The 21653-nt window shown below is 54.2% G+C and carries 21 protein-coding genes; 14 read left to right on the plus strand and 7 right to left on the minus strand.

Annotated elements, in window-relative coordinates; genetic code table 11:
* Nucleotides 1-35 precede the first annotated feature (35 nt).
* Entirely contained in the window at nucleotides 36-557 is a 522-nt protein-coding gene (zur, locus tag DBY66_RS15140; protein ID WP_071668451.1) for a zinc uptake transcriptional repressor Zur, read from the minus strand.
* Between the two features lie 388 nt (nucleotides 558-945).
* Here zur and DBY66_RS15145 point away from each other — a divergent pair, with 388 nt between their 5' ends.
* The 3 genes from DBY66_RS15145 (at nucleotide 946) to pspG (ending at nucleotide 3739) form a co-directional block, all read left to right on the plus strand.
* Entirely contained in the window at nucleotides 946-2208 is a 1263-nt protein-coding gene (locus tag DBY66_RS15145) for a conjugal transfer protein TraF (protein WP_166714333.1), read from the plus strand.
* Between the two features lie 90 nt (nucleotides 2209-2298).
* Nucleotides 2299-3294 (plus strand): tRNA dihydrouridine(20/20a) synthase DusA, encoded by a 996-nt coding sequence (gene dusA, locus DBY66_RS15150; RefSeq protein ID WP_071668450.1) that lies wholly within the window; start codon nucleotides 2299-2301, stop codon nucleotides 3292-3294.
* 181 nt (nucleotides 3295-3475) lie between these two features.
* Complete coding sequence (gene pspG, locus DBY66_RS15155; protein ID WP_039381981.1) at nucleotides 3476-3739, plus strand: envelope stress response protein PspG; 264 nt, start codon at nucleotides 3476-3478, stop codon at nucleotides 3737-3739.
* Between the two features lie 180 nt (nucleotides 3740-3919).
* Here the strand turns inward: pspG and DBY66_RS15160 are convergent, their stop codons facing one another.
* Nucleotides 3920-4903, minus strand: a complete 984-nt coding sequence (locus tag DBY66_RS15160; RefSeq protein WP_108570126.1) for a quinone oxidoreductase — start codon at nucleotides 4901-4903, stop codon at nucleotides 3920-3922.
* Between the two features lie 73 nt (nucleotides 4904-4976).
* Here DBY66_RS15160 and dnaB point away from each other — a divergent pair, with 73 nt between their 5' ends.
* The 6 genes from dnaB (at nucleotide 4977) to DBY66_RS15190 (ending at nucleotide 10008) form a co-directional block, all read left to right on the plus strand.
* Nucleotides 4977-6383 (plus strand): replicative DNA helicase, encoded by a 1407-nt coding sequence (gene dnaB / locus DBY66_RS15165; RefSeq protein ID WP_039381986.1) that lies wholly within the window; start codon nucleotides 4977-4979, stop codon nucleotides 6381-6383.
* A 128-nt stretch (nucleotides 6384-6511) separates the two neighbouring features.
* Entirely contained in the window at nucleotides 6512-7003 is a 492-nt protein-coding gene (locus DBY66_RS15170; protein WP_039381989.1) for an Lrp/AsnC family transcriptional regulator, read from the plus strand.
* A 228-nt stretch (nucleotides 7004-7231) separates the two neighbouring features.
* On the plus strand, nucleotides 7232-7846 hold the full coding sequence (locus DBY66_RS15175) for a YitT family protein (protein WP_039381991.1): 615 nt from the start codon (nucleotides 7232-7234) through the stop codon (nucleotides 7844-7846).
* A 47-nt stretch (nucleotides 7847-7893) separates the two neighbouring features.
* Nucleotides 7894-9087 carry an amino acid aminotransferase gene (locus DBY66_RS15180; RefSeq protein WP_108570134.1) on the plus strand — a complete coding sequence of 398 codons (1194 nt, stop codon included), beginning with the start codon at nucleotides 7894-7896 and terminating at the stop codon, nucleotides 9085-9087.
* 150 nt (nucleotides 9088-9237) lie between these two features.
* On the plus strand, nucleotides 9238-9654 hold the full coding sequence (locus DBY66_RS15185) for a secondary thiamine-phosphate synthase enzyme YjbQ (protein WP_071668448.1): 417 nt from the start codon (nucleotides 9238-9240) through the stop codon (nucleotides 9652-9654).
* A 3-nt stretch (nucleotides 9655-9657) separates the two neighbouring features.
* Nucleotides 9658-10008 carry an MmcQ/YjbR family DNA-binding protein gene (locus DBY66_RS15190; RefSeq protein ID WP_039381999.1) on the plus strand — a complete coding sequence of 117 codons (351 nt, stop codon included), beginning with the start codon at nucleotides 9658-9660 and terminating at the stop codon, nucleotides 10006-10008.
* A 4-nt stretch (nucleotides 10009-10012) separates the two neighbouring features.
* Here DBY66_RS15190 and DBY66_RS15195 read toward each other — a convergent pair whose 3' ends face one another.
* Nucleotides 10013-11077 (minus strand): NAD(P)-dependent alcohol dehydrogenase, encoded by a 1065-nt coding sequence (locus DBY66_RS15195; protein WP_108570127.1) that lies wholly within the window; start codon nucleotides 11075-11077, stop codon nucleotides 10013-10015.
* Nucleotides 11078-11335: 258 nt separating this feature from the next.
* On the minus strand, nucleotides 11336-14164 hold the full coding sequence (gene uvrA, locus DBY66_RS15200; protein ID WP_039382007.1) for an excinuclease ABC subunit UvrA: 2829 nt from the start codon (nucleotides 14162-14164) through the stop codon (nucleotides 11336-11338).
* A gap of 226 nt (nucleotides 14165-14390) precedes the next feature.
* On the opposite strand from uvrA, the gene DBY66_RS15205 reads away from it, so the two are divergent.
* The gene (locus DBY66_RS15205) at nucleotides 14391-14951 is read left to right on the plus strand and encodes a single-stranded DNA-binding protein (RefSeq protein WP_039382009.1); all 561 of its coding nucleotides are present in this window, start codon (nucleotides 14391-14393) and stop codon (nucleotides 14949-14951) included.
* Between the two features lie 1207 nt (nucleotides 14952-16158).
* On the opposite strand, the gene DBY66_RS15210 is transcribed toward DBY66_RS15205, so the two are convergent.
* Entirely contained in the window at nucleotides 16159-16554 is a 396-nt protein-coding gene (locus tag DBY66_RS15210) for a transposase (RefSeq protein WP_039382017.1), read from the minus strand.
* A 527-nt stretch (nucleotides 16555-17081) separates the two neighbouring features.
* On the opposite strand from DBY66_RS15210, the gene DBY66_RS15215 reads away from it, so the two are divergent.
* Both DBY66_RS15215 and DBY66_RS15220 read left to right on the plus strand, forming a co-directional pair.
* On the plus strand, nucleotides 17082-18338 hold the full coding sequence (locus DBY66_RS15215; protein ID WP_039382019.1) for a polysaccharide biosynthesis C-terminal domain-containing protein: 1257 nt from the start codon (nucleotides 17082-17084) through the stop codon (nucleotides 18336-18338).
* 8 nt (nucleotides 18339-18346) lie between these two features.
* Nucleotides 18347-19297, plus strand: coding sequence for an ATP-grasp fold amidoligase family protein (locus tag DBY66_RS15220; RefSeq protein ID WP_039382021.1), 951 nt, complete (start codon nucleotides 18347-18349; stop codon nucleotides 19295-19297).
* 52 nt (nucleotides 19298-19349) lie between these two features.
* Here the strand turns inward: DBY66_RS15220 and DBY66_RS15225 are convergent, their stop codons facing one another.
* On the minus strand, nucleotides 19350-19631 hold the full coding sequence (locus tag DBY66_RS15225) for a YjcB family protein (RefSeq protein ID WP_108570128.1): 282 nt from the start codon (nucleotides 19629-19631) through the stop codon (nucleotides 19350-19352).
* A 217-nt stretch (nucleotides 19632-19848) separates the two neighbouring features.
* A complete protein-coding gene (gene soxS, locus DBY66_RS15230) occupies nucleotides 19849-20277 on the minus strand; it encodes a superoxide response transcriptional regulator SoxS (protein ID WP_039382026.1) in 429 nt (142 codons plus the stop codon).
* A gap of 96 nt (nucleotides 20278-20373) precedes the next feature.
* Between soxS and soxR the strand changes: the two genes are divergently transcribed.
* The gene (gene soxR, locus DBY66_RS15235; protein WP_039382028.1) at nucleotides 20374-20853 is read left to right on the plus strand and encodes a redox-sensitive transcriptional activator SoxR; all 480 of its coding nucleotides are present in this window, start codon (nucleotides 20374-20376) and stop codon (nucleotides 20851-20853) included.
* A 43-nt stretch (nucleotides 20854-20896) separates the two neighbouring features.
* Entirely contained in the window at nucleotides 20897-21562 is a 666-nt protein-coding gene (locus tag DBY66_RS15240) for a glutathione S-transferase (protein ID WP_039385684.1), read from the plus strand.
* Nucleotides 21563-21653: the final 91 nt, after the last annotated feature.

Genomic DNA, 21653 nt, shown 5'->3' on the forward strand with positions numbered 1-21653 from the left:
GAGCATAATCCGCCCGCATGCCTTCAGGCGTGTGCTCAGCCCTTTTTGCCGCGTTTTTTACTCATCGCTTCATGATCGTGCGCGCAGCTGGCGTGCTGTGTACAGGCGGCAATTTCCGCACAGTTTTCGCACAGGCCGTGCGCTTCAATTACCGTATGGCGCAGGCTGAAGTTTGCCTGGTCAGCCAGTCCCGCAATGATTTTTTCCACGCCGTGCGCCTGCTGTTCACTCACTGCGGCACAGCTGTCGCAAACCAGCATGACAGAGCTGTGGGCCGGCTCATTGAAATGATGGCAGACCACATAGCTGTTGTTGGACTCCACGCGGTGGATAAATCCCTGCTCCAGCAAAAAGTCGAGGGCGCGGTAAATCGTGGGCGGCTTCGCCTGAGGCTCACTCATACGCAGCTGATCCAGCAGATCGTAGGCGCTGACAGAACCTTTCTGCTCAGCCATCAGGCGCAGTACTTCGGCACGCTGTGGCGTAAGACGCACGCCGCGATCGAGACAGAGCGCCTCGACCTGGGTCAGCAGCTGCGCTGGGGTAAGAGTTGACATAATGTTCTCCGGCTAACAGGTGATGTTATTTTATCACACTCCATCCGCCCATGCTGTTTTTGCCTGCCCAGGCCGAAGCGTGCTGTCGATCACACTTATCCGGCAATTTTAAGCGTGTTTAGCGCGCTATTTTTGCTTTGCAAGTGACCAGATTCCCGATATGGTTCAGGCAGGCTAAAGTTATCACTGGCCTTATAAGAGCAATAATTCGCCTGAGTGGCTAAAAAAAGCGCAGTGTGACGCAATCGTGTCCAATTCTGCGAACAGCAGTGCTTATCCCTTTCAGTTCACAGCAATGAAGCGTTAGCCGCCATTCAGAATAGCGGTTAACACCATTATTTCGCCTACGCGACACTCAATAATTTTTTAAGGTGATAGCAGCCTCATGATGACAACACGCTTTACGCTGGCCCGGGTGGCTTATTTTGCTGGTTTAAACGCGCTGCTGGTTTCCTCTTCAGCGCTGGCCGCGGGAACCTGGTATGATGCGCGCAATGATGCGATGGGCGGAACCGGTGTCGCATCGTCGCACTGGAGCTCTGCCGTGCTGGCTAACCCCGCGCTGATGACACGCGCGCAGCCGGAAGAGAACGCCGGCATTATTTTTCCCTCTGCCGGGTTACAGGTGACGGATAAAGACAAGCTGGTCGATCGCATTGATGACATCACCGATACGGTTGATCGCTATCGCGACGTGATTGATAACATCAACGCGAATCTCATCTCGGATCCGTTTGCCGCCATCAATGCGGTACCGCAACTGCGTGCCGCAGCCGGTGATATGGCCGATCAGCTGCGCGGGCTTAAAGGTAACAAAGCGGATGCCACCGCTGGCGTTGCGCTGGCCGTCACCGTTCCCAATGCGACGCTGCCGTTTGCTTTTATTACCAAAGCCTATGGCACCGCCCATATCCGGGCCAATGTGGCTCAGAGCGATATCGATTATCTGGATAGTCTGGCAAACGGGGCGTTTCCGCAGCCGGGCGATCAGGATAACCTGCGCTCCAGCGCGAACGGACTGGCAGCGCTGGTCACCGATTATGGTATCGCCATGGCGCATGAGTTCACGGTTGCCGGTCATCCGGTCTCGCTCGGTATTACGCCCAAGCTGCAGAAGACCTGGCTCTATAACTACAGCGCCAGCGTCTATAACTACGATAAAAACGATCTTAAAAACGGACGCTATCGCAGTTCAGACACCGGCTTTAACGTTGATGCCGGTCTCGCAACCGCGTTTGCTGAAAACTGGACGTTTGGTCTGACCGGGCAGAACCTGATCTCACGCGATCTGGAAACCAAAGTCGTCAATGGCTATCGCGATACCTATCAAATCCGTCCGCTGGTGACAACCGGACTGGCATGGGAGCGCGGGCCGGTTACCCTGACCGGCGATGTGGACCTGACGGAAACCAAACGCTTTAAGTCGCAGGAGAGCAGCCAGTATGCGGGCGCAGGCGCGGAATATCGCGTGCTCGACTGGCTGGCACTGCGGGCAGGCTATCGCGCCGATCTGAAATCAAATGACGTTAACGTGGTTACCGCCGGCCTCGGGCTGTCGCCGTTTAATAATGCGGTGCATCTGGATCTCGCGGGCTCCGCCGGTAAAGATCGTACCTGGGGTGCGATGGTACAGCTCGGCTTTAACTTCTGACGGGTCTGTCACGGGCGGCTGTGTCGTCCGTGACGGCTGTGGTATCATTGCGCAGTTTCTCATCATTTAACTCCGGATCTACTGCGCTTCATGACTGATAACTTCTCTTCGCAACGCTTCTCTATCGCGCCGATGCTCGACTGGACCGATCGTCACTGCCGCTATTTTCATCGCAAGCTGACCGGCGATACGCTGCTCTATACCGAAATGGTGACGACCGGCGCGATTATTCATGGCAAAGGCGATTACCTTGCCTATAGCGAAGAGGAGCATCCGGTTGCGCTGCAGCTGGGCGGCAGCGATCCGGCGGCGCTGGCGCAGTGTGCCCGACTGGCTGAAGCGCGCGGTTACGATCAGATCAACCTTAACGTGGGCTGTCCTTCCGACCGCGTACAGAACGGTCGTTTTGGTGCCTGCCTGATGGCGGATGCGAACCTGGTGGCTGACTGCATTAAAGCGATGCGCGATGTGGTTTCTATTCCGGTCACGGTAAAAACCCGCATCGGTATTGATGAGCAGGACAGCTACGCGTTTCTGCGCGACTTTACCGGCACCGTGGCAGAGCGGGGCGGCTGCGACACCTTTATCATTCACGCTCGCAAAGCCTGGCTGTCAGGCCTGAGCCCCAAAGAGAACCGGGAGATCCCGCCGCTGGACTATCCGCGCGTTTATCAGCTAAAACGTGATTTTCCGGCGCTGACCATGGCGATCAACGGCGGGGTAAAAACGCTGGAAGAGGCCAAGACGCACCTGATGCATCTGGATGGCGTGATGATGGGCCGCGAAGCGTATCAAAATCCTTCCGTGCTGGCGCAGGTTGACCGCGAGCTTTTTGGCCGCACAACGCCGGCAGTGGATCTGGTCGCCGTTGTGCGTTCAATGTATCCCTATATCGAAGCGGAACTGACGCAGGGCACTTATCTGGGGCACGTCACCCGGCATATGCTGGGGCTGTTTCAGGGTATTCCGGGTGCCCGTCAGTGGCGACGGTATCTGAGCGAAAATGCCCATAAACCGGGTGCTGATGTGCGGGTGCTGGAAGCCGCGCTGGCGCTGGTGGCCGATCGCATCCCCCAGGAAGCGTAATCAGCGCGCTCTGAAAACCGCAGCAGAAATGGTGCGGTTTTATTTTGCCTGAAACCTGGTTTTTTTCACCACCTCTACCGCAGTGCCCTGAATAAATACTTTTAAATCAATATCTTATAAATTAACCGATCTGGCACGAAAATTGTATCTGTCAGCAGAGTCCTGACAGAGGAGAATAGACGTGGAAATTGTATTTGTGCTTGGGTTCTTTTTAATGCTGTTGCTGACCGGCGTTTCCCTGCTGGGGGTGATTGCGGCTTTAGCCGTTGCCACCGCGCTGATGTTTTTAACCGGCCTGTTTGCCTTTGTTATAAAACTGTTACCCTGGCTGCTGCTGGCCGTGGTCGCCGTCTGGGTCTGGCGCAGCGTTACCACACCGGGTAGCAGCACCAGACTGAACCGGCTCAGGAGAAAAATCAGCAGGATGGAGCGACGCGGCTGGTAAAAAATGCGGCTCAGATCACAGCGCTGAATTCCGCTGGCGCTAAATAAAACGTAAACATATTTTTTACTTATGTTTTCTGCCACTATACGTATACAGATTCAGTACCGCTGTCCCTACACCAGCGCGAACTAAAAAAAGAATCAGGGGCTTCCTTCAGGAAGCCCTCTTTTTTTGCCTGCATCAGGGCAGCAGCAGGCTGGAGCCCTGGGTCGCACGACTCTCCAGTATCTGATGCGCGCGCATGGCATCGCGCAGCGGGAACTTCTGCTGCTCCGGTACGTTTACCTGAATGGCGCGGCTGGCTATCAGGGAAAAGAGTTCACTGCTCGCCTGCTCCAGCTCCTCACGGTTTGTGATATAGCCAAACAGCGACGGGCGGGTGACAAACAGAGAGCCTTTCTTATTAAGAATTCCTAAATCCACGCCGGTTACCGGGCCGGAGGCGTTGCCAAAGCTGACCAGCAGCCCGTGGCGCTGCAGAGAGTCGAGCGATGGTTCCCAGGTATCCTTACCGACAGAGTCATACACCACGGCCACTTTTTTCCCCTGCGTCAGTTCGCTGACGCGCTGTGCAATATCCTCTTCGCGATAGTTGATGGTGGCCCATGCGCCAGCCGCTTTGGCAATCTGCGCTTTTTCGGCAGAACCCACCGTGCCGATAAGATGTGCACCCAGCGCTTTGGCCCACTGGCAGGCAATCAGACCCACACCGCCTGCGGCAGCATGAAACAGAAACGTCTCATCCGCTTTGACTTTCCAGGTTTGTCGCAGCAGATACTGGACCGTCAGCCCTTTGAGAAATGAGGCAGCCGCCGTTTCAAAAGAGATACTCTCCGGCAGCAGCGCCAGCCGCTCTTCCGCAACGTTGTGAAGTTCACTGTAAGCGCCCAGAGCGGCCTGACAGTAAACCACCCGATCGCCAGGCTGAAAACGCGTGACCGCTGCGCCCACTTTGCTGACCACGCCTGCCGCTTCGGTACCGAGTCCGGAAGGAAAGGCTGAAACCGGGTAGAGCCCGCTGCGCACATAGGTGTCGATATAGTTGATGCCTATCGCCCGGTTTTCTACCTGCAGCTCATGCTCAGCCGGATCGGCAGGATCAAAATCTGCCCACTGCAAAACCTCCGGGCCACCGTGCTGACTGAACTGAATACGCTTTGCCATGCTGACTCCTGTGAATGTTCATCCGGGGGCGGTATACTTGCGCGTCCCTTTCACGATCGGTAATGCATTCACTATGGCAGGAAACAAACCCACCAACAAATCGAACGAACCCCGCGATCGGCAGCTGGAAGGCGTAAAAATGCCGCCGCACTCCATAGAAGCGGAGCAGTCGGTGCTGGGTGGGTTGATGCTGGACAACGAGCGCTGGGACAACGTCTCTGAGCGCGTTGTCGCAGACGATTTTTTTAACCGCTCACACCGCATGATTTTTGCTGAGATGCAGCGGCTGCTGGAGCTGGGCCAGCCTATCGACCTGATCACGCTGTCAGAGTCGCTGGAAACGCGCGGCGAGCTGGAGATGGCGGGCGGCTTTGCCTATCTGGCCGAACTCGCGAAAAATACGCCAAGTGCGGCTAACATCGGCGCCTATGCAGATATCGTGCGCGAACGTGCGGTAGTGCGTGAGATGATCGCGGTTGCCAATCAGATTGCCGACGCCGGTTACGATCCGCAGGGGCGGAGCAGTGAAGATCTGCTCGACTTTGCCGAATCCAACGTCTTTAAAATCGCCGAGCAGCGCGCGAATAAAGATGACGGCCCGCAGAACATTGAGCAGATCCTTGAAGCCACCGTGTCCCGTATTGAAGCGCTGGTCTCAACGCCGCACGATGGCGTAACCGGCGTAGATACCGGCTATCAGGATCTGAACAAAAAAACGGCTGGCCTGCAGGGGTCCGATCTGATTATCGTGGCGGCGCGTCCCTCAATGGGTAAAACCACGTTCGCCATGAACCTGTGCGAAAACGCCGCGATGCTCAATGAGAAACCGGTGCTGATCTTCAGTCTGGAGATGCCCAGCGAGCAGCTGATGATGCGTATGCTGGCATCTCTGTCGCGCGTGGACCAGACGCGTATTCGTACCGGCCAGCTGGAAGATGAGGACTGGGCGCGCATCTCCGCCACGATGGGTATTCTGCTGGAGAAGAAAAACATCTTTATTGATGACTCTTCCGGCCTGACGCCAACCGAAGTACGCTCGCGTGCCCGCCGCGTGTTCCGCGAAAATGGCGGTCTGAGCATGATCATGATCGACTATCTGCAGCTGATGCGCGTGCCGTCGCACTCCGAGAACCGTACGCTGGAGATCGCCGAAATTTCGCGTTCATTGAAAGCGCTGGCCAAAGAGCTGAATGTGCCGGTCGTGGCGCTGTCGCAGCTAAACCGTTCACTGGAGCAGCGCGCCGACAAACGTCCGGTTAACTCCGATCTGCGTGAATCAGGATCGATCGAGCAGGATGCTGACCTGATCATGTTTATCTACCGCGATGAGGTTTATCACGAAAACAGCGATCTGAAAGGCATCGCTGAGATCATCATCGGCAAGCAGCGTAACGGGCCGATCGGTACCGTGCGTCTTACCTTCAACGGCCAGTGGTCGCGCTTTGACAACTACGCCGGCCCGCAATACGACGACGAATAAGCCTTTGCCTGCCAGTGCATGCACGTTTTGTGCATGCACCTCACGTCATCAGAAAATAGTGTTGGACAAGGCGGTCCGCTATCAGGTTATCTGTGCCAAAGCGAATGTGACAACGCTGTGGGATCAGAATGACGCAGGTAGATGATTACGACCTTAAGATATTGACGCTATTACAATCTAACGGCCGTCTTACCAATCAGGAACTGAGCGATCTGGTGGGGTTATCCGCATCACAATGCTCACGCCGCCGCATCAACCTTGAACAGGCGAATTTAATCCTTGGCTATCATGCCCGGCTGTCGCCTGATGCGGTGGGTCTCGGCATGGTCGGACTGATTGAAGTGCGGCTGAAAAACCATACGCCCGATTACGAAGATAACTTTTTGCAGATGGTAGAAGCAGAACCCGCCATTGTTGACGCGTTTAAAACCACCGGAGACGCTGACTATCTGCTGAAAGTGGCGGTGGCCGATCTCGCCTCGCTGAGCGCGCTGATCAGCCAGCTGGTGGCGGGCCATCAGAGCGTGTCGCACGTTAAAACGGCGGTGGTACTCAACCGGCTGAAAGAGAATGGCCTGATGATGAAGCCTGCGCACAAAGTGCGCCATAAAGGTGCATAATGCGCCATAAAAGTGCATCAGACTCCCTCTCTCTGCTTATTTCTCGCGATTAAGACCGAATTTGTGCATGAATCAACGGTTTTATTCTGATTCATGCATAAAACTGTGCAATAAAGCGCCTTAGATATCAATGGGATATTCGCTGGCACCCTCCGGCTAAGCAGCAGCGAGGCCGGAGTGGTGCGTTTTTTGCAGCTATATCGCTTTTATTTGCACAGAGAACTCCTGATGGACAACATCGCTCAGCCAGTGGCGGCTCCTCACTCCCGTATCGAAGATGCGCTGGCTATCGTGCTGGGAACGCTGATGGTCTCATTTGGCGTCATGCTGCTGAAGCAGGCGGGCGCGCTGACCGGCGGAACGGCCGGTATCGCGTTTTTAATCAGCTACCTTTCATCCTCCTCTTTCGGCGCCGCCTTTTTTGCCATCAATCTGCCGTTTTACTGGCTGGCGATACGCCGCATGGGGTGGGAGTTTACCTGCAAAACCTTTGGTGCCGTGGCGCTGGTTTCCCTGTTCACACAGCTGCATCCGCTGTTTATCCACTTTTCGGCATTAAATCCTTTTTATGCGACACTGTTCGGTAACGTGGTCATGGGGATCGGGTTTATAGTGTTGTTTCGTCACAAAGCCAGCCTGGGTGGTATCAATATTCTGGCGCTCTGGCTGCAGGATCGCACCGGTCTGCGTGCTGGGAAGCTACAGATGATGGTTGATACCTGTGTGGTATGCGCCTCGCTGTTTGTCGTACCGCTACCGATGCTGCTGGCCTCTGTTGCGGGCGCGGCGATCCTCAACCTTATCATTGCGCTGAACCATCGTCCTGGCCGCTATCAGGTATAAAAGCGCCGTCTTACGCTTACTCATGCATTTTTATGGAGATCTGCACCGTGTTTCAAAACGTTGATGCCTACGCCGGCGATCCGATTCTGTCGCTGATGGAAACCTACAAACAAGATCCGCGCGCGCATAAAGTCAATCTCAGTATCGGCCTGTTCTACAACGAAGCAGGGATCGTTCCGCAGCTGCAGGCCGTTGCGGCAGCTGAAGAGCGTCTGCAGGCGCAGCCGCATCAGGCATCACTCTATCTGCCGATGGAAGGTTTAGGCCCTTATCGCAACGCCATTGCGCCGCTGCTGTTTGGTCACGAACACCCGGTGCTGAAAGCGGGACGCATCGCGTCTATTCAGACGCTGGGCGGTTCCGGTGCGCTGAAAGTGGGGGCTGATTTCCTGAAGCGCTATTTTCCGCACTCAGAGGTCTGGGTCAGCGATCCGACCTGGGAAAATCACGTAGCGATTTTTAACGGCGCGGGCTTCGCGGTAAACACCTACCCCTGGTACGATGCTGAGACCAACGGCGTTAAGTTTGACGCATTTATCCGCTGCCTGAAATCGCTGCCGAAGCATGCCATTGTGCTGCTGCATCCCTGCTGCCATAACCCGACCGGCGCCGATCTCACTGACGCCCAGTGGGATGAGACCACCGCCGTGCTGAAAGCGCAGGAGCTGATCCCGTTCCTCGATATCGCCTATCAGGGCTTTGGTGCAGGAATGGAAGAGGATGCTTACGCCATTCGCGCTATCGCAGCCGCGGGTCTGCCGGCGCTGGTGAGCAACTCATTTTCCAAGATCTTCTCGCTCTATGGCGAGCGCGTGGGCGGGCTCTCTGTGGTCTGCGACAGCGCTGAAGAAGCGGGACGGGTGCTGGGTCAGCTGAAAGCCACCGTGCGCCGCAACTACTCCAGTCCGCCAAATTTTGGTGCGCAGGTAGTCTCCTGCGTGCTGAATGATGCCGCATTACTGAACATGTGGCTGGCAGAAGTTGAAGCGATGCGCCTGCGTATTGCGGAGATGCGCCAGGCGCTGGTCAGCGAGCTGCAGGCAATTCTGCCGGGTAAAAATGTCGACTATCTGCTGAAGCAGCGCGGTATGTTCAGCTACACCGGTCTCAGCGCACAGCAGGTTGATCGCCTGCGCGATGAGTTCGGGATCTATCTTATCGCCAGCGGGCGTATGTGCGTTGCTGGTCTGAACCGCAGTAACGTTAAACGCGTTGCAGAGGCGTTTGCTGCCGTTATGTAACCGCCGGACGCGACACCACGAACCATCCGTTTTAATGCGGATGGTTTTTTTTTGCGTCTGCCAGGCAGGCTGATGCTTTTTCCTGCGGCAGGGTTTACCTTTCGCCAACATGCTGCACACTTAAGAGACCTGTTTTTTTAGGACTTTGCTATGTGGCAGCAACAGACCCTCACCCTGAGCGCAAAAGCGCGCGGGTTTCACCTCATTACCGATGAGATCTTAAGCCAGCTTAACGGCCTCAATGGCGTGCGCATCGGCCAGCTGCATCTGCTGTTACAGCATACCTCCGCGTCGCTGACGCTGAATGAAAACTGCGATCCCACCGTGCGCAGCGACATGGAGCAGCATTTCTTACGCCAGGTGCCTGAAAACGCAGGGTGGCAGCACGATTATGAAGGCGCAGACGATATGCCTGCCCATATAAAGTCGTCACTGCTGGGCGTTTCACTGCTGCTGCCGGTCAGTCGCGGGCGGCTGATGCTGGGGACCTGGCAGGGCATCTGGCTGGGCGAACATCGCATACAGGGCGGTGCCAGACGCATCGTCGCGACTTTACAAGGGGAATAACCAATGACGATTTCTGAGCTACTGACCTACTGCATGAGCAAACCCGCCGCAGAACAGGACATTAAAGAGGCGTGGGATGCAACGCAGATTAAGAGCCACGGTGTGCTGTTTGCCATGCTTTATGAGAAAGCAGGGCGGCCGGCGGTGACGCTGAAAACCTCTCCCGCACTGGCTGAACTGTTGCGTGAAGAGCACAGCGACGTCTTTCCCAGCGAATACCTGAATAAATCCTGCTGGAGCACGCTGTGGCTGGATGGATCGCTGAAGGATTCGCAGATTTACTATCTGGTTGACGCCTCTTACCAGCAGGCCGACGCCACGCACGCGGCGGGCGCCAGCCAGCACAACGCCTGAGCCGTTACGCCGCAGGCGTATCGCGCAGGGTATTGATATCGATGACAAAGCGATATTTTACATCGCTTTTCAGCATGCGCTCATACGCCTCATTAATTTGATCCATGGCAATCAGTTCAATGTCTGAGGTGATGCCGTGCTTGCCACAGAAATCGAGCATCTCCTGCGTTTCAGCGATGCCGCCGATCAGCGAGCCAGAGACACTGCGGCGTTTGAAAATCAGGTTAACCACCTGAGGTGCCGGATGATCGTGCTCGGGCACACCGACCAGCGTCATATTGCCATCACGCTTCAGCAGGGTGATAAACGGGTTGAGATCGTGCTGTGCGGCTACCGTGTTCAGAATAAAATCGAAACTGTTAGCGTGGGCCGCCATCTGCTCGGCATCTTTAGATATCACCACTTCATCAGCGCCAAGACGTTTGCCATCTTCGACTTTTGATGGCGATGTCGTAAACAGCACGACCTGCGCGCCCATCGCATGGGCAATTTTCACCCCCATATGGCCCAGGCCGCCGAGGCCTACGATACCCACTTTTTTGCCCGGCCCGACATTCCAGTGGCGCAGCGGCGAATAGGTGGTGATTCCCGCGCACAGCAGCGGCGCAACGCCTGCCAGGTCGAGGTTTTCCGGCACGCGCAGCACAAAATCTTCGTTGACCACCATGCTGGTGGAGTAGCCACCGTAGGTGACCGCGCCGGTTTCGCGATCCTGGCCGTTGTAGGTGCCTGTCATGCCCTCTTCGCAATATTGCTCCAGCCCTTCCTGACAGCTCGGACAGCTGCGGCAGGAGTCAACCATACAGCCAACGCCCACCAGGTCACCGGGCTGATATTTATGGCTGTGCGCGCCCACGGCGGTTACGCGACCGACAATTTCATGGCCCGGTACGACCGGAAAAATTGTGTTGTTCCATTCGTTGCGCGCCTGGTGCAGATCGGAGTGGCAGACGCCGCAATAGAGCACTTCAATCTCCACATCATGCTCACGCAGTTCGCGCGGTTTGTAGTCGAACGGGGCGAGTTTTGATTTGGCGTCCTGTGCAGCCCAGGCATGGGTAATATTCATGGTGTCTCCAGTCGGATGTGTCGTGAGTAGGGTATGCAAACGCCTTACGGAGTTCGAAAGGCCGCAACGCTGAGGCAGCGTTGCAAGCAGACCGCTATAAGCGTAGTCAGCTCGCCTGGATGCGACCATGCCTGAAGTTGTCTGATTCTTGCCTGTTTCTGCATTTTGTTGCGTAATCAGGCACGTCTGAATAACCGGCAAATAAAAAGCCGCCCCGGAGGGCGGCCTGATAATGGTAAAGGCGCAGACAGAAAAGCCTTACTTCTTCAGCATCGGTTTCAGGAAGCGTGCGGTATGTGACTTTTCACACTCTGCCACGGTTTCCGGCGTACCGGCGACCAGGATCTCACCGCCGCCGCTGCCGCCTTCGGGACCCAGATCCACGATCCAGTCTGCGGTTTTAATCACATCCAGATTATGCTCAATCACCACAATGGTATTGCCCTGATTACGCAGCTGATGCAGGACTTCCAGCAGCTGCGCAATATCGGCAAAGTGCAGGCCGGTGGTCGGCTCATCCAGAATATAGAGCGTCTGTCCGGTACCGCGCTTCGACAGCTCACGCGCCAGCTTGACGCGCTGCGCCTCACCACCGGAGAGCGTGGTGGCGGACTGGCCGAGACGGATATAGGAGAGGCCGACATCCATCAGCGTCTGCAGCTTGCGTGCCAGCGCCGGGACCGCTTCAAAGAAGTCGCGCGCTTCTTCAATCGTCATCTCCAGCACTTCGTGAATGCTTTTGCCTTTGTACTTGATCTCCAGCGTTTCGCGGTTATAGCGCTTGCCTTTACACTGATCGCACGGCACATAGATGTCGGGCAGGAAGTGCATTTCCACTTTGATCACGCCATCGCCCTGGCACGCTTCACAGCGTCCGCCGCGCACGTTAAAGCTGAAGCGGCCCGGATTGTAGCCGCGCGAGCGCGACTCCGGCACACCGGCAAAGAGTTCACGCACCGGCGTAAAAATGCCGGTATAGGTCGCCGGGTTAGATCGTGGCGTACGCCCGATCGGGCTTTGATCGATGTCGATCACTTTATCGAAGTGTTCAAGGCCGGCGATCTCACGATAAGGTGCCGCTTCACCGCTGGTTGCACCGTTAAGCTGCTGCTGCGCGATCGGGAAAAGCGTATCGTTGATAAGCGTTGATTTCCCGGAGCCGGAGACGCCGGTGATGCAGGTAAACAGGCCAACCGGCAGCGTCAGCGTCACATCCTTCAGGTTATTGCCGCGCGCGCCGGTGAGCTTCAGCACTTTAGCCGGATCGCCTTTCACCCGCTCGGCCGGCACTGCGATTTCGCGCTTGCCGCTCAGGAACTGGCCGGTCAGCGACTCTTCATGCGCCATAATGGCGTGTACATCACCTTCAGCCACTATCTGTCCGCCGTGCACGCCCGCGCCCGGACCGATATCAATGATATGGTCAGCCGCTCTGATCGCGTCTTCGTCATGCTCTACCACAATCACGGTATTGCCGAGATCGCGCAGGTGGATCAGGGTCGAGAGCAGGCGTTCGTTATCGCGCTGGTGTAACCCGATAGAGGGCTCATCAAGAACGTACATGACGCCAACCAGGCCCGCGCCAATCTGGCTGGCCAGACGAATACGCTGCGCCTCGCCGCCGGAGAGCGTTTCAGCCGAACGTGACATGGAGAGATAGTTCAGGCCGACGTTGACCAGGAAACTCAGCCTATCGCCGATCTCTTTCAGGACTTTCTCAGCAATTTTTGCGCGCTGGCCGCTCAATTTAAGGTTGGTGAAAAACTCCATCGCATGACCAATACTCATTTCAGAGATGGTAGGCAGATTGGTATCTTCAACAAATACGTGGCGCGCTTCGCGGCGCAGGCGGGTACCGTGACAGCTGGTGCAGGCGCGGTTGCTGATAAACTTCGCCAGCTCTTCGCGCACCGCATTGGACTCCGTCTCTTTATAACGGCGCTCCATATTATGCAGCACCCCTTCAAACGGATGACGCCGCACGGAAGTATCACCGCGATCGTTGATATATTTGAATTCAATATTCTCTTTGCCCGAGCCATACAGGATCACCTGACGCGCTTTGTCGCTCAGGCTGCTGAACGGCGCCTCTACGTCAAAATCGAGATGCTCAGCGAGCGAGCGCAGCATCTGGAAATAGTAGAAGTTGCGGCGATCCCAGCCGCGAATCGCACCGCCCGCCAGCGACAGCTCAGGGTTCTGCACCACGCGATCGGAATCGAAGTATTGCTGCACGCCAAGGCCGTCACAGGTCGGACAGGCGCCGGCCGGGTTGTTGAACGAAAACAGGCGCGGTTCCAGCTCACGCATGCTGTAGCCGCAGATCGGGCAGGCGAAGTTGGCGGAGAAGAGCATCTCTTCGCTGTCAGGATCGTCCATGTCCGCCACGATCGCGGTGCCGCCGCTGAGTTCAAGCGTGGTTTCAAACGACTCCGCCAGACGTGTCGCGAGATCGTCGCGCACGCGAAAACGATCGATGACGACTTCAATAGTGTGCTTTTTCTGCAGCTCAAGTTTCGGCGGATCGGAGAGATCGCACACTTCGCCATCGATGCGGGCACGGATGTAACCCTGCGCCGCCAGGTTTTCCAGCGTTTTGGTGTGCTCACCTTTGCGATCTTTCACCACCGGTGCCAGCAGCATCAGGCGGCGACCCTCTTCCTGCGCCAGCACCTGATCCACCATCTGGCTTACGGTCTGCGCCGCAAGCGCGACGTCGTGATCGGGACAGCGCGGCTCACCCACGCGGGCAAACAGCAGGCGCAGGTAGTCGTGGATTTCAGTAATAGTACCCACCGTCGAGCGCGGGTTATGCGAAGTCGATTTCTGCTCAATGGAAATGGCGGGCGACAGGCCTTCGATGTGATCGACATCCGGCTTCTCCATCAGCGAGAGAAACTGGCGCGCGTAAGCAGAGAGGGACTCTACATAGCGCCGCTGACCTTCGGCATAGAGCGTATCAAACGCCAGCGATGACTTCCCGGAACCTGAGAGACCGGTGACAACGATCAGCTTATCGCGTGGAATGATCAGGTTAATATTTTTCAGATTGTGGGTGCGAGCACCGCGGACTTCGATCTTATCCATTCACCTTTCCCGGATTGAACTACACCCGCTATGCCAGCAAAGCATAACGGATAGAAACGCATCATTATGGCACAAAAAATAACCTGAATAAATATCCAGTAGTTTTATCCTTTGGTACACTAGAGACGCAAAACTGGAAGCACGCTCCAAAGTATCCATCATAGATCAGGACGTGTTAAACTTTGTCGTTTAGACTTATAGCATCAACTCATCGGGAGAGAGCAACATGGCCAGTCGTGGCGTAAACAAAGTGATTCTTGTCGGGAATCTGGGTCAGGATCCGGAAGTGCGTTTCATGCCAAACGGTGGCGCTGTAGCCAACTTCACGCTGGCCACGTCTGAAAGCTGGCGTGACAAGCAGACCGGTGAAAACAAAGAGAACACCGAATGGCACCGCGTTGTGCTGTTTGGCAAACTGGCTGAAGTTGCCGGCGAATATCTGCGTAAAGGCTCACAGGTCTATATTGAAGGTCAGCTGCGTACGCGCAAGTGGCAGGATCAGAGCGGTCAGGAAAAATATACCACCGAGGTTGTTGTCAACGTAGGCGGCACCATGCAGATGCTGGGCGGACGTCAGCAGGGCGGTGCGAATGCAGGTGGCGCACCGATGGGCGGCCAGAGCGGCGGCGGAAATAACAACGGCTGGGGTCAGCCACAGCAGCCGCAGCAGCAGCAGTCTCAGGGCGGCAATCAGTTCAGCGGCGGCGCGCAGCAGCGTCCACAGCAGCAGAGCGCACCGGCGAACAACGAACCGCCAATGGATTTCGACGACGATATCCCGTTCTGATTCTCTGTTTCGTTAAAAAAGCCTCGCCTGCGAGGCTTTTTTTTTGATGAAATGCAGCAACCTTTGCCATGCAGCAGAGTGCTCTGACTGCAGCGCATTCTTAGCCTGAAGATGACGGGCGTTTAGCACGGTGCCGTAGCGTCAGCCCGGCAGGTTTACGCTGCGGGGTAGCTTGTCAGCCGTGACGCGCTTTTTACAGCCAAAGCTGTGCCGATGTTGCTCTGCTTATTATGCCGCTAACAGCTTTTGCTGAGGTTGCTGGCGTTCATGCCTCCTCATTCTGTGACCACGGCCAGCGATGTCCAACCGGCGTTGATTTGTAGTGTTATACCGGCGTTTTTAAGAATTTAGCCCACCCGCTTTTGCGTGATTTACCCGCCTTATCGCCTGCACATCTGCTGCTATATGCTCCTGAGCAGGCAGACAGGTTGTCTTTTAATCACCTTTTGACATAAAGCCCGGCTGCTATGGCGTGCTTACCCGATGATAAATGTGTCAGGACGTCTGTTTTTTATGCAAAACAGAGCAGCAGTTGCATATTGATGAGACGAAATGAGAATAAAAATTGGCTGGAACCGCTCTGCTGCCCCCGGTTTTAATCAGAGAATGGCCCTGTTTAATGGTAAGAAAAACCATTCAGGTATCAAGCGAGAGCGCTGCGGTTAAGAATGATCCCGGTCACATTCCGCATAAAAATATTAAAACCAGCGACAAATAACCGAATGTTATTTATCGATCATATCGCTTTTTATCTTACATAGTTTAAAGCTCATTACGTTTTTGGGCGGGAAAATTCCTGGAGAAATTAAATCATAAATTGTTTATCCCACGCGACGCGCCGATTTTTAAGCGCAACCGTCAGGGCCAGGATAAATGAGAGGGGAAAAGTGGTGCAGCCGGAGGAGATGTTCAGTTGTGCTAACTAAAAACAACTGTGATTTAAGGCCAGCAACAGCGGCATTAATGCAATAAACGAAGCGCCAATCTCACCGCAATGAGATTGGGCAACGTCTAAATGGCTTAAACTACAAGACTTTTGCTGGTGTGAATCAATTTTACCGCAAAAAAAGAAGCATTTTCCTGCCATTACTCATCAGGAAAAAGAGGTGCGAATTGTTATATTGTGAACGCCGGATTAAATGATCTTCATCTCTTCTGGTAAGAACAAATCTCAGCATTTAGTCAAATAACAGCGGCCTTACAACTATTAGCGATTTTCTGATCCTGACGGATAGTGGTAAACGCTGCGGCTGATGTCGAGCAAACGACAGCTGCGGCGGGTTCCAATATCAAAGGTTGTCTGCAAAAAGTTGACTGCCTGACGCTTTTCATTGGTGGTAAAGAAGTTTTTGAGCACGCTCTGCAGCATCTCTTTATCGGAACTCAGCGTTTGCAGTTCGCGGGTAAGGTTCTGTAGTTTGTCCTCTAACTCTTTGATCTTTCTTCCTTCTTCAGAAGAAAGGCCTGAAAATTTCTTCTTCCAGCTGTAGAAGGTAGCCTCTGAAATGCCGAGCTCTTCACAAATCTCCCTGACTTTTACTCCTGTTTCAGAAGCTTTAATGGCATTTGTGATTTGCTCTTCGCTATATCGTGACTTTCTCATAAATGCTCTTACCTTTCTTATCAATTAGTGGATGAGAATTACTGTATTAATATCTGGTACTGCAAAAACGGTATTAATGCAGTATTAAAGTGCGCGATTTGAATTGCGAGGGATAAATTAAGATATTTAGAATAAATATCATCATGGGATAAATCTTATTTTATTATGAATGCCAATGAACATCTTCCTGGCATTGGCTTTTTGATATAGATTCATTCCATCCCAAATGCAGAAAAATACGACAAACATTGGATATTCGGTACAGCTTTCTTGCAAAAAAGAGAGGGCGTGCCAGTAAACTTTTGTCTCGAATTCGGGTTGAAATCGTTTACATCCGCTGAAATTCGCACCAGATTTAATCAGAATTTTCCTGAATTTCTCTTCTAAATCCTGACGCGAGTCTCATTTTTCGGACCAGCCTGGTTTGAAGTTATTAATTTTTGTCAGGCCCACTGAGCGCTTGTTAATTCATTTCAAGGACGTTTTACCGCAAGGCAGTTGCTGTAAGTAATACTAAGGACCAGTCAATGAAATTGAGCGTAATGTCTAATGCCGTCTGGATGATGTCTGAAAAAGTCGTCTCGGTGTTCGGCGTCATCTTTGTCACCTCCTATGTGGCAAAATCGTTTGGCCCGACCATATTTGGCCAGATGGCATTTTCAGCTTCGCTATTCTCCATGGTGCAGACCGTGGCGATTTTCGGTACCGAAACCATCCTGTTTAAGCGCATCAGCAAAAGTGCGCCTAAAGGTCTGCGTCTGATGGCCGTGGCGCGCACCATGCGCCTCGCGCTGCTGCTGCTGACCTCCATTCCGGTCTTGATTTGGGTCTGGTACAACATGCAGGAGAATTTTCTCGCATTTGCACTGGCCTCATTTATCTCCTCGGTATTTGTAACGCAGGACACTTTTAGCGTCTACAACAATGCGCGTCTCGCGTCGCGGCTCAATACGCTGGCTAACTCAGTGGGACTGCTGCTTGGCTTCGCGCTGAGCTTTACCATCGCGTGGCTGCATCTCAATCCGCTGTGGCTGACCGTATCCATCGTGGCGGTAACGCTGGTGCCTTATCTCATCAAGCGCATCAATTTTTACCGTGAGCATCAGGACATTGCGCCGCCGCAGCAGAAACGCACTACCTATCTGCGCTACCTGATGTATGCCGGTCTGCCGCTCGCTATCTCCAGCATTTTTATCTCCGTGCAGGTAAAAGCGGCGCAGATGTTTCTGGCCGGTATCGCTTCCGCCCGCGATCTGGGCCTGTTCGCCGCGGCTAACACCATTTCGGCTTCCTGGATTTTTATCCCGGTTGCCATCATCACTTCCTGCTTTTCGGAAATTTTCCGTGAGCGTGGAGCAGCCGCAATCAAACTCACCGCGCGGCTGAACGGCTATGTCATGGGAGTTTCATTGCTGTTATTGGCGGTGATCGCCATGTTTGGCGAGAAGATCATCATCGCGTTATATGGTCACGAGTACACACAATCGGGAAGTCTCGTTACGTTACTGTCGTTAGCAACCTGCTTTTCGGCAATGGGGACCGTAGCTTACCGCTACATGGTCAAAGAGGGCGGGTTTAACTATCTGCTGAAGAAGATCCTCTGCCTGATGGTTATCAGCCTGCCGCTCTCATGGTGGCTGATCCAGGGGTACGGCATTATGGGTGCCGCCTGGAGCGTCTTCATCACTGAGCTGCTCTCCCTTACCGTAATGAATTACTTCTTTAAAAACGGCGTCATTCAAAAAATTCAGGTTTCCTCACTCAACTACAAAACCTACAAATGAGGTCAGATATGCTCAGGTTGAAAGAAGAACTCAGAAGAAGCGTTCAGTATTTTATCAAGAAGATGCCCTGGGCTACGCAGGATCGCATCTACTACTTCCGTAAATTCCGTAAGCTGCCTAATCTGCGCGAGCCAAAGGTGTTTAACGAGAAGGTGCTGTATCGCAAATTTGTGTATGGCGACTATCAAATCTATGGTCGCCTGTCGGACAAGTATTCAGTACGCGAATACATTGCTGAGAAGGTAGGCAGTGAGTATCTGATCCCGCTGGTTTACGAGACCAGCGATCCGCATTCGCTTCACACGCTGTCGCAGTGGAAGAATACTGTGATCAAGCCTAACCATGGTTCCAACATGGTTGAGATCCTGCTGGAAGAGCCGGATGCGCTGAAGAAGCAGCAGATCATCAGCGACTGTCATCGCTGGCTGAAAACGGACTTCGCTAATGAAGCGCGTGAGATCCACTATCGCTACATCAAGCCGCGGATTCTGGTAGAGCAGTACATTGGCGATGGCAAAAGTGCGCCGATTGACTACAAATTTCACATGTTCAATAAGCGCGATGGCAGTTTTGAATATGTGCTGCAGGTGATCTACAACCGCTGCAACCCGCTGTTGTCGATGAACTTTTACGTCAACAATCTGAACGAGGCGTATCATAAAATCCGCGATACCGGTCTGGATGTTGAGCCTATTCTGCCGCAGCTGCAGAAGGCGCTGGCGCTGAGCAAGACGCTGGCCAGCGATTTCGACTATGTCCGCGTTGACTGGTATATCCACGGTGAAGAGATCTACTTTGGTGAGCTGACCTTCACGCCGGGTGCCGGACTGGTAACGGGTCTGGACCGCGGGCTGGACCAGATGATGGGTGATATGTGGATTCAGGATCGTCGCGGTACGAAGAGACCGGGCGTTTCGGTTGCGGAAGTCGGTATTCCCGCCGTGTTGAAGAAAATTTGATCGCACAGCAATATAAAGAACCCCGCAGCGCGGGGTTTTTTATGCATACTATTCAGGGAATTGGCCACTCAGTCGGCGCCTGACTCATCACATCGATAAAAGCCTGTTTGCCAATCTGCATAAAGTTGTGCACGTTCTCCATGCTCAGCGTAATACCCAGCAGTCCGGTCACAAACCAGCACGACATCCCCACGCCCAGACCGCCACACAGCAGCGCCATAACCGGATGGCTCTTTTGCCGCAGTTTTATTTTCATTGAGCTGGCGAGAAACATCAGAACGGCGCTCAGAATACCCCAGCGCATTACCAGTAAACTGGTTGTTAACGTAGCCATTAACGCAAAACCTCTTCGAATCAGTGATATCCCTGACATTAACCGGACATCACTGACGGCAAAGAGCGCGTCAGGAAACGCTCTCACGTCGGATTGAGTGTGATTTGGATCACATTATATCAGCGGATTTGAATTTTTGAACAAATTTTGTACCCGCGAAGGCGGGCTGGGACGCGCGGCTAAAGCTGGAAGAGAGCGCCTGAAGCAGGCGCGCTGATTACCGGACAGGGCAGCATTCACCGGTGGTGCGCTGGGCGAAGCTGTTCATATTGTCGCTGCAGTCAAAGCTAAGCAGGCGAGGCCGTTGCGCAATCGCCTGACGACGCATGGCGTGACGATAGGCCGTAGGCGTCTGCGAAAACTGCCGGCGGAACACGCGCGAAAAGGTTTGCTGCGAATCGTAACCATACTGCATAGCGATATCAAAAACCGGTCGCTGCGTCTGCAGCAGCGCTTCTGCCGCCATCGTCAGACGCCGTTCACGAATATAGCCACCCAGCGTCTGTTTCGTCACGGTACGGAACATACGCTGCAGGTGCCATTTTGAGTAACCCGATTTTGCTGCCACATCATCAATCGACAGTGCTTTATCCAGATTCTGATCGATCCAGTTAGTCAGTGAATGAATGATTTCCTGTTGCATCATAGCCTCATCCTTCTGAAGGGGTATTACCCGGTGAGAAATTCGTACTTTTGATGGTGAGCGAGTATAGTTCCTCAAGTTAACTTGAGGTAAAGGCTGATGGTAAAAAAAGAGCGTAACTATCCAAAGCCGGTGCTGACGCCAGGAGAAGTGGCAAAACGTAGCGGCGTAGCGGTCTCGGCACTGCACTTTTATGAAACCAAAGGATTGATCTCCAGCACCCGTAATAATGGCAATCAGCGACGCTACAGCCGTGATGTACTGCGCCGCGTGGCGATTATTAAAATTGCGCAGCGTATCGGTATTCCGCTGGCGACGGTGAGTGAGAGCCTGATGCATGTCCCGGCGAATAAACGGATGTCGACGCAGGAGTGGGATGCACTGACGCAGCACTGGCGTGAGGAGCTGGATAAACGCATTGAGACGCTGACGCGGCTGCGGAACGATCTGGACGGATGTATTGGCTGTGGCTGTTTGTCGATGCGCGACTGTCCGTTACGCAACCCCGGCGACCGGCTGGCGCAGCAGGGTTCAGGCGCCGTGCTGCTTGACCCGGAGCAGGATGAGCAGGGGCGTTAATCCGCTATACTGGTGCGATACCTTTATCAGCAAGGAGCTGTACATGATCACCGTTCATCATCTGGAAAACTCCCGTTCGCATCGTGTGTTATGGCTGCTGGAAGAGCTGGCGGTGCCGTATCAGATCAAACGTTATCAGCGGGAAAATACGATGCTGGCACCCGATGAGCTGAAAAAGGTGCATCCGCTGGGGAAATCACCGGTAATAACCGATGGCAACCGCGTTATTGCTGAATCCGGCGCCATTCTGGAGTATCTGCAGCTGAAGTATGACAGCGAGCAGCAGCTGACGCTGAGCAATGAAGATGAACAGATTCAGGGACGCTACTGGCTGCATTATGCCGAGGGATCGCTGATGCCGCTGCTGATCATCAAGCTGGTTTTTGCGCAGCTAAGCAAAAAACCGGTTCCCTGGCTGCTGCGCCCGATCGGTGGCGCCATGCGTAAAGGAATGGAGAAAGCCTGGCTGAATAAGCAGCTGGCGTTGCATACCCGCGTGATTGAACAGCATTTAAGTCAGCATGCGTTTTTTGCCGGTTCGCGTTTCAGCATCGCTGATGTTCAGATGAGTTTTCCGCTGCTGGCGCTTCAGATGCGCGGCGGCCTGCACGATCTGCCTGCCACCACCCGCTGGCTGGAAGAGATGCAGCAGCGCGCCGCCTGGCAGCGGGCGCTGAAGCAGGGCGGCCCGATTAAATTCAGCGACTGACGCCGGCCCGGAATCCGGTAATCGTAGGGGGCGCATTAATGCGCCCCGAATTGGTCCGCCGTCACCGCAGGCGTGCTTTCTCCAGTCCGGT

It is taken from the genome of Pantoea sp. RIT413 (genome assembly GCF_003057675.2).
Classification (GTDB): domain Bacteria; phylum Pseudomonadota; class Gammaproteobacteria; order Enterobacterales; family Enterobacteriaceae; genus Pantoea; species Pantoea eucrina.

Excerpts from the sequence above, each read along its gene's own strand:
- zur (WP_071668451.1), bottom strand. The coding sequence starts at position 557 with ATGTCAACTCTTACCCCAGCGCAGCTGCTGACCCAGGTCGAGGCGCTC.
- DBY66_RS15145 (WP_166714333.1), top strand. The coding sequence starts at position 946 with ATGACAACACGCTTTACGCTGGCCCGGGTGGCTTATTTTGCTGGTTTA.
- dusA (WP_071668450.1), top strand. The coding sequence starts at position 2,299 with ATGACTGATAACTTCTCTTCGCAACGCTTCTCTATCGCGCCGATGCTC.
- DBY66_RS15160 (WP_108570126.1), bottom strand. The coding sequence starts at position 4,903 with ATGGCAAAGCGTATTCAGTTCAGTCAGCACGGTGGCCCGGAGGTTTTG.
- dnaB (WP_039381986.1), top strand. The coding sequence starts at position 4,977 with ATGGCAGGAAACAAACCCACCAACAAATCGAACGAACCCCGCGATCGG.
- DBY66_RS15170 (WP_039381989.1), top strand. The coding sequence starts at position 6,512 with ATGACGCAGGTAGATGATTACGACCTTAAGATATTGACGCTATTACAA.
- DBY66_RS15175 (WP_039381991.1), top strand. The coding sequence starts at position 7,232 with ATGGACAACATCGCTCAGCCAGTGGCGGCTCCTCACTCCCGTATCGAA.
- DBY66_RS15185 (WP_071668448.1), top strand. The coding sequence starts at position 9,238 with ATGTGGCAGCAACAGACCCTCACCCTGAGCGCAAAAGCGCGCGGGTTT.
- DBY66_RS15190 (WP_039381999.1), top strand. The coding sequence starts at position 9,658 with ATGACGATTTCTGAGCTACTGACCTACTGCATGAGCAAACCCGCCGCA.
- DBY66_RS15195 (WP_108570127.1), bottom strand. The coding sequence starts at position 11,077 with ATGAATATTACCCATGCCTGGGCTGCACAGGACGCCAAATCAAAACTC.
- uvrA (WP_039382007.1), bottom strand. The coding sequence starts at position 14,164 with ATGGATAAGATCGAAGTCCGCGGTGCTCGCACCCACAATCTGAAAAAT.
- DBY66_RS15205 (WP_039382009.1), top strand. The coding sequence starts at position 14,391 with ATGGCCAGTCGTGGCGTAAACAAAGTGATTCTTGTCGGGAATCTGGGT.
- DBY66_RS15210 (WP_039382017.1), bottom strand. The coding sequence starts at position 16,554 with ATGAGAAAGTCACGATATAGCGAAGAGCAAATCACAAATGCCATTAAA.
- DBY66_RS15215 (WP_039382019.1), top strand. The coding sequence starts at position 17,082 with ATGAAATTGAGCGTAATGTCTAATGCCGTCTGGATGATGTCTGAAAAA.
- DBY66_RS15220 (WP_039382021.1), top strand. The coding sequence starts at position 18,347 with ATGCTCAGGTTGAAAGAAGAACTCAGAAGAAGCGTTCAGTATTTTATC.
- DBY66_RS15225 (WP_108570128.1), bottom strand. The coding sequence starts at position 19,631 with ATGGCTACGTTAACAACCAGTTTACTGGTAATGCGCTGGGGTATTCTG.
- soxS (WP_039382026.1), bottom strand. The coding sequence starts at position 20,277 with ATGATGCAACAGGAAATCATTCATTCACTGACTAACTGGATCGATCAG.
- soxR (WP_039382028.1), top strand. The coding sequence starts at position 20,374 with ATGGTAAAAAAAGAGCGTAACTATCCAAAGCCGGTGCTGACGCCAGGA.
- DBY66_RS15240 (WP_039385684.1), top strand. The coding sequence starts at position 20,897 with ATGATCACCGTTCATCATCTGGAAAACTCCCGTTCGCATCGTGTGTTA.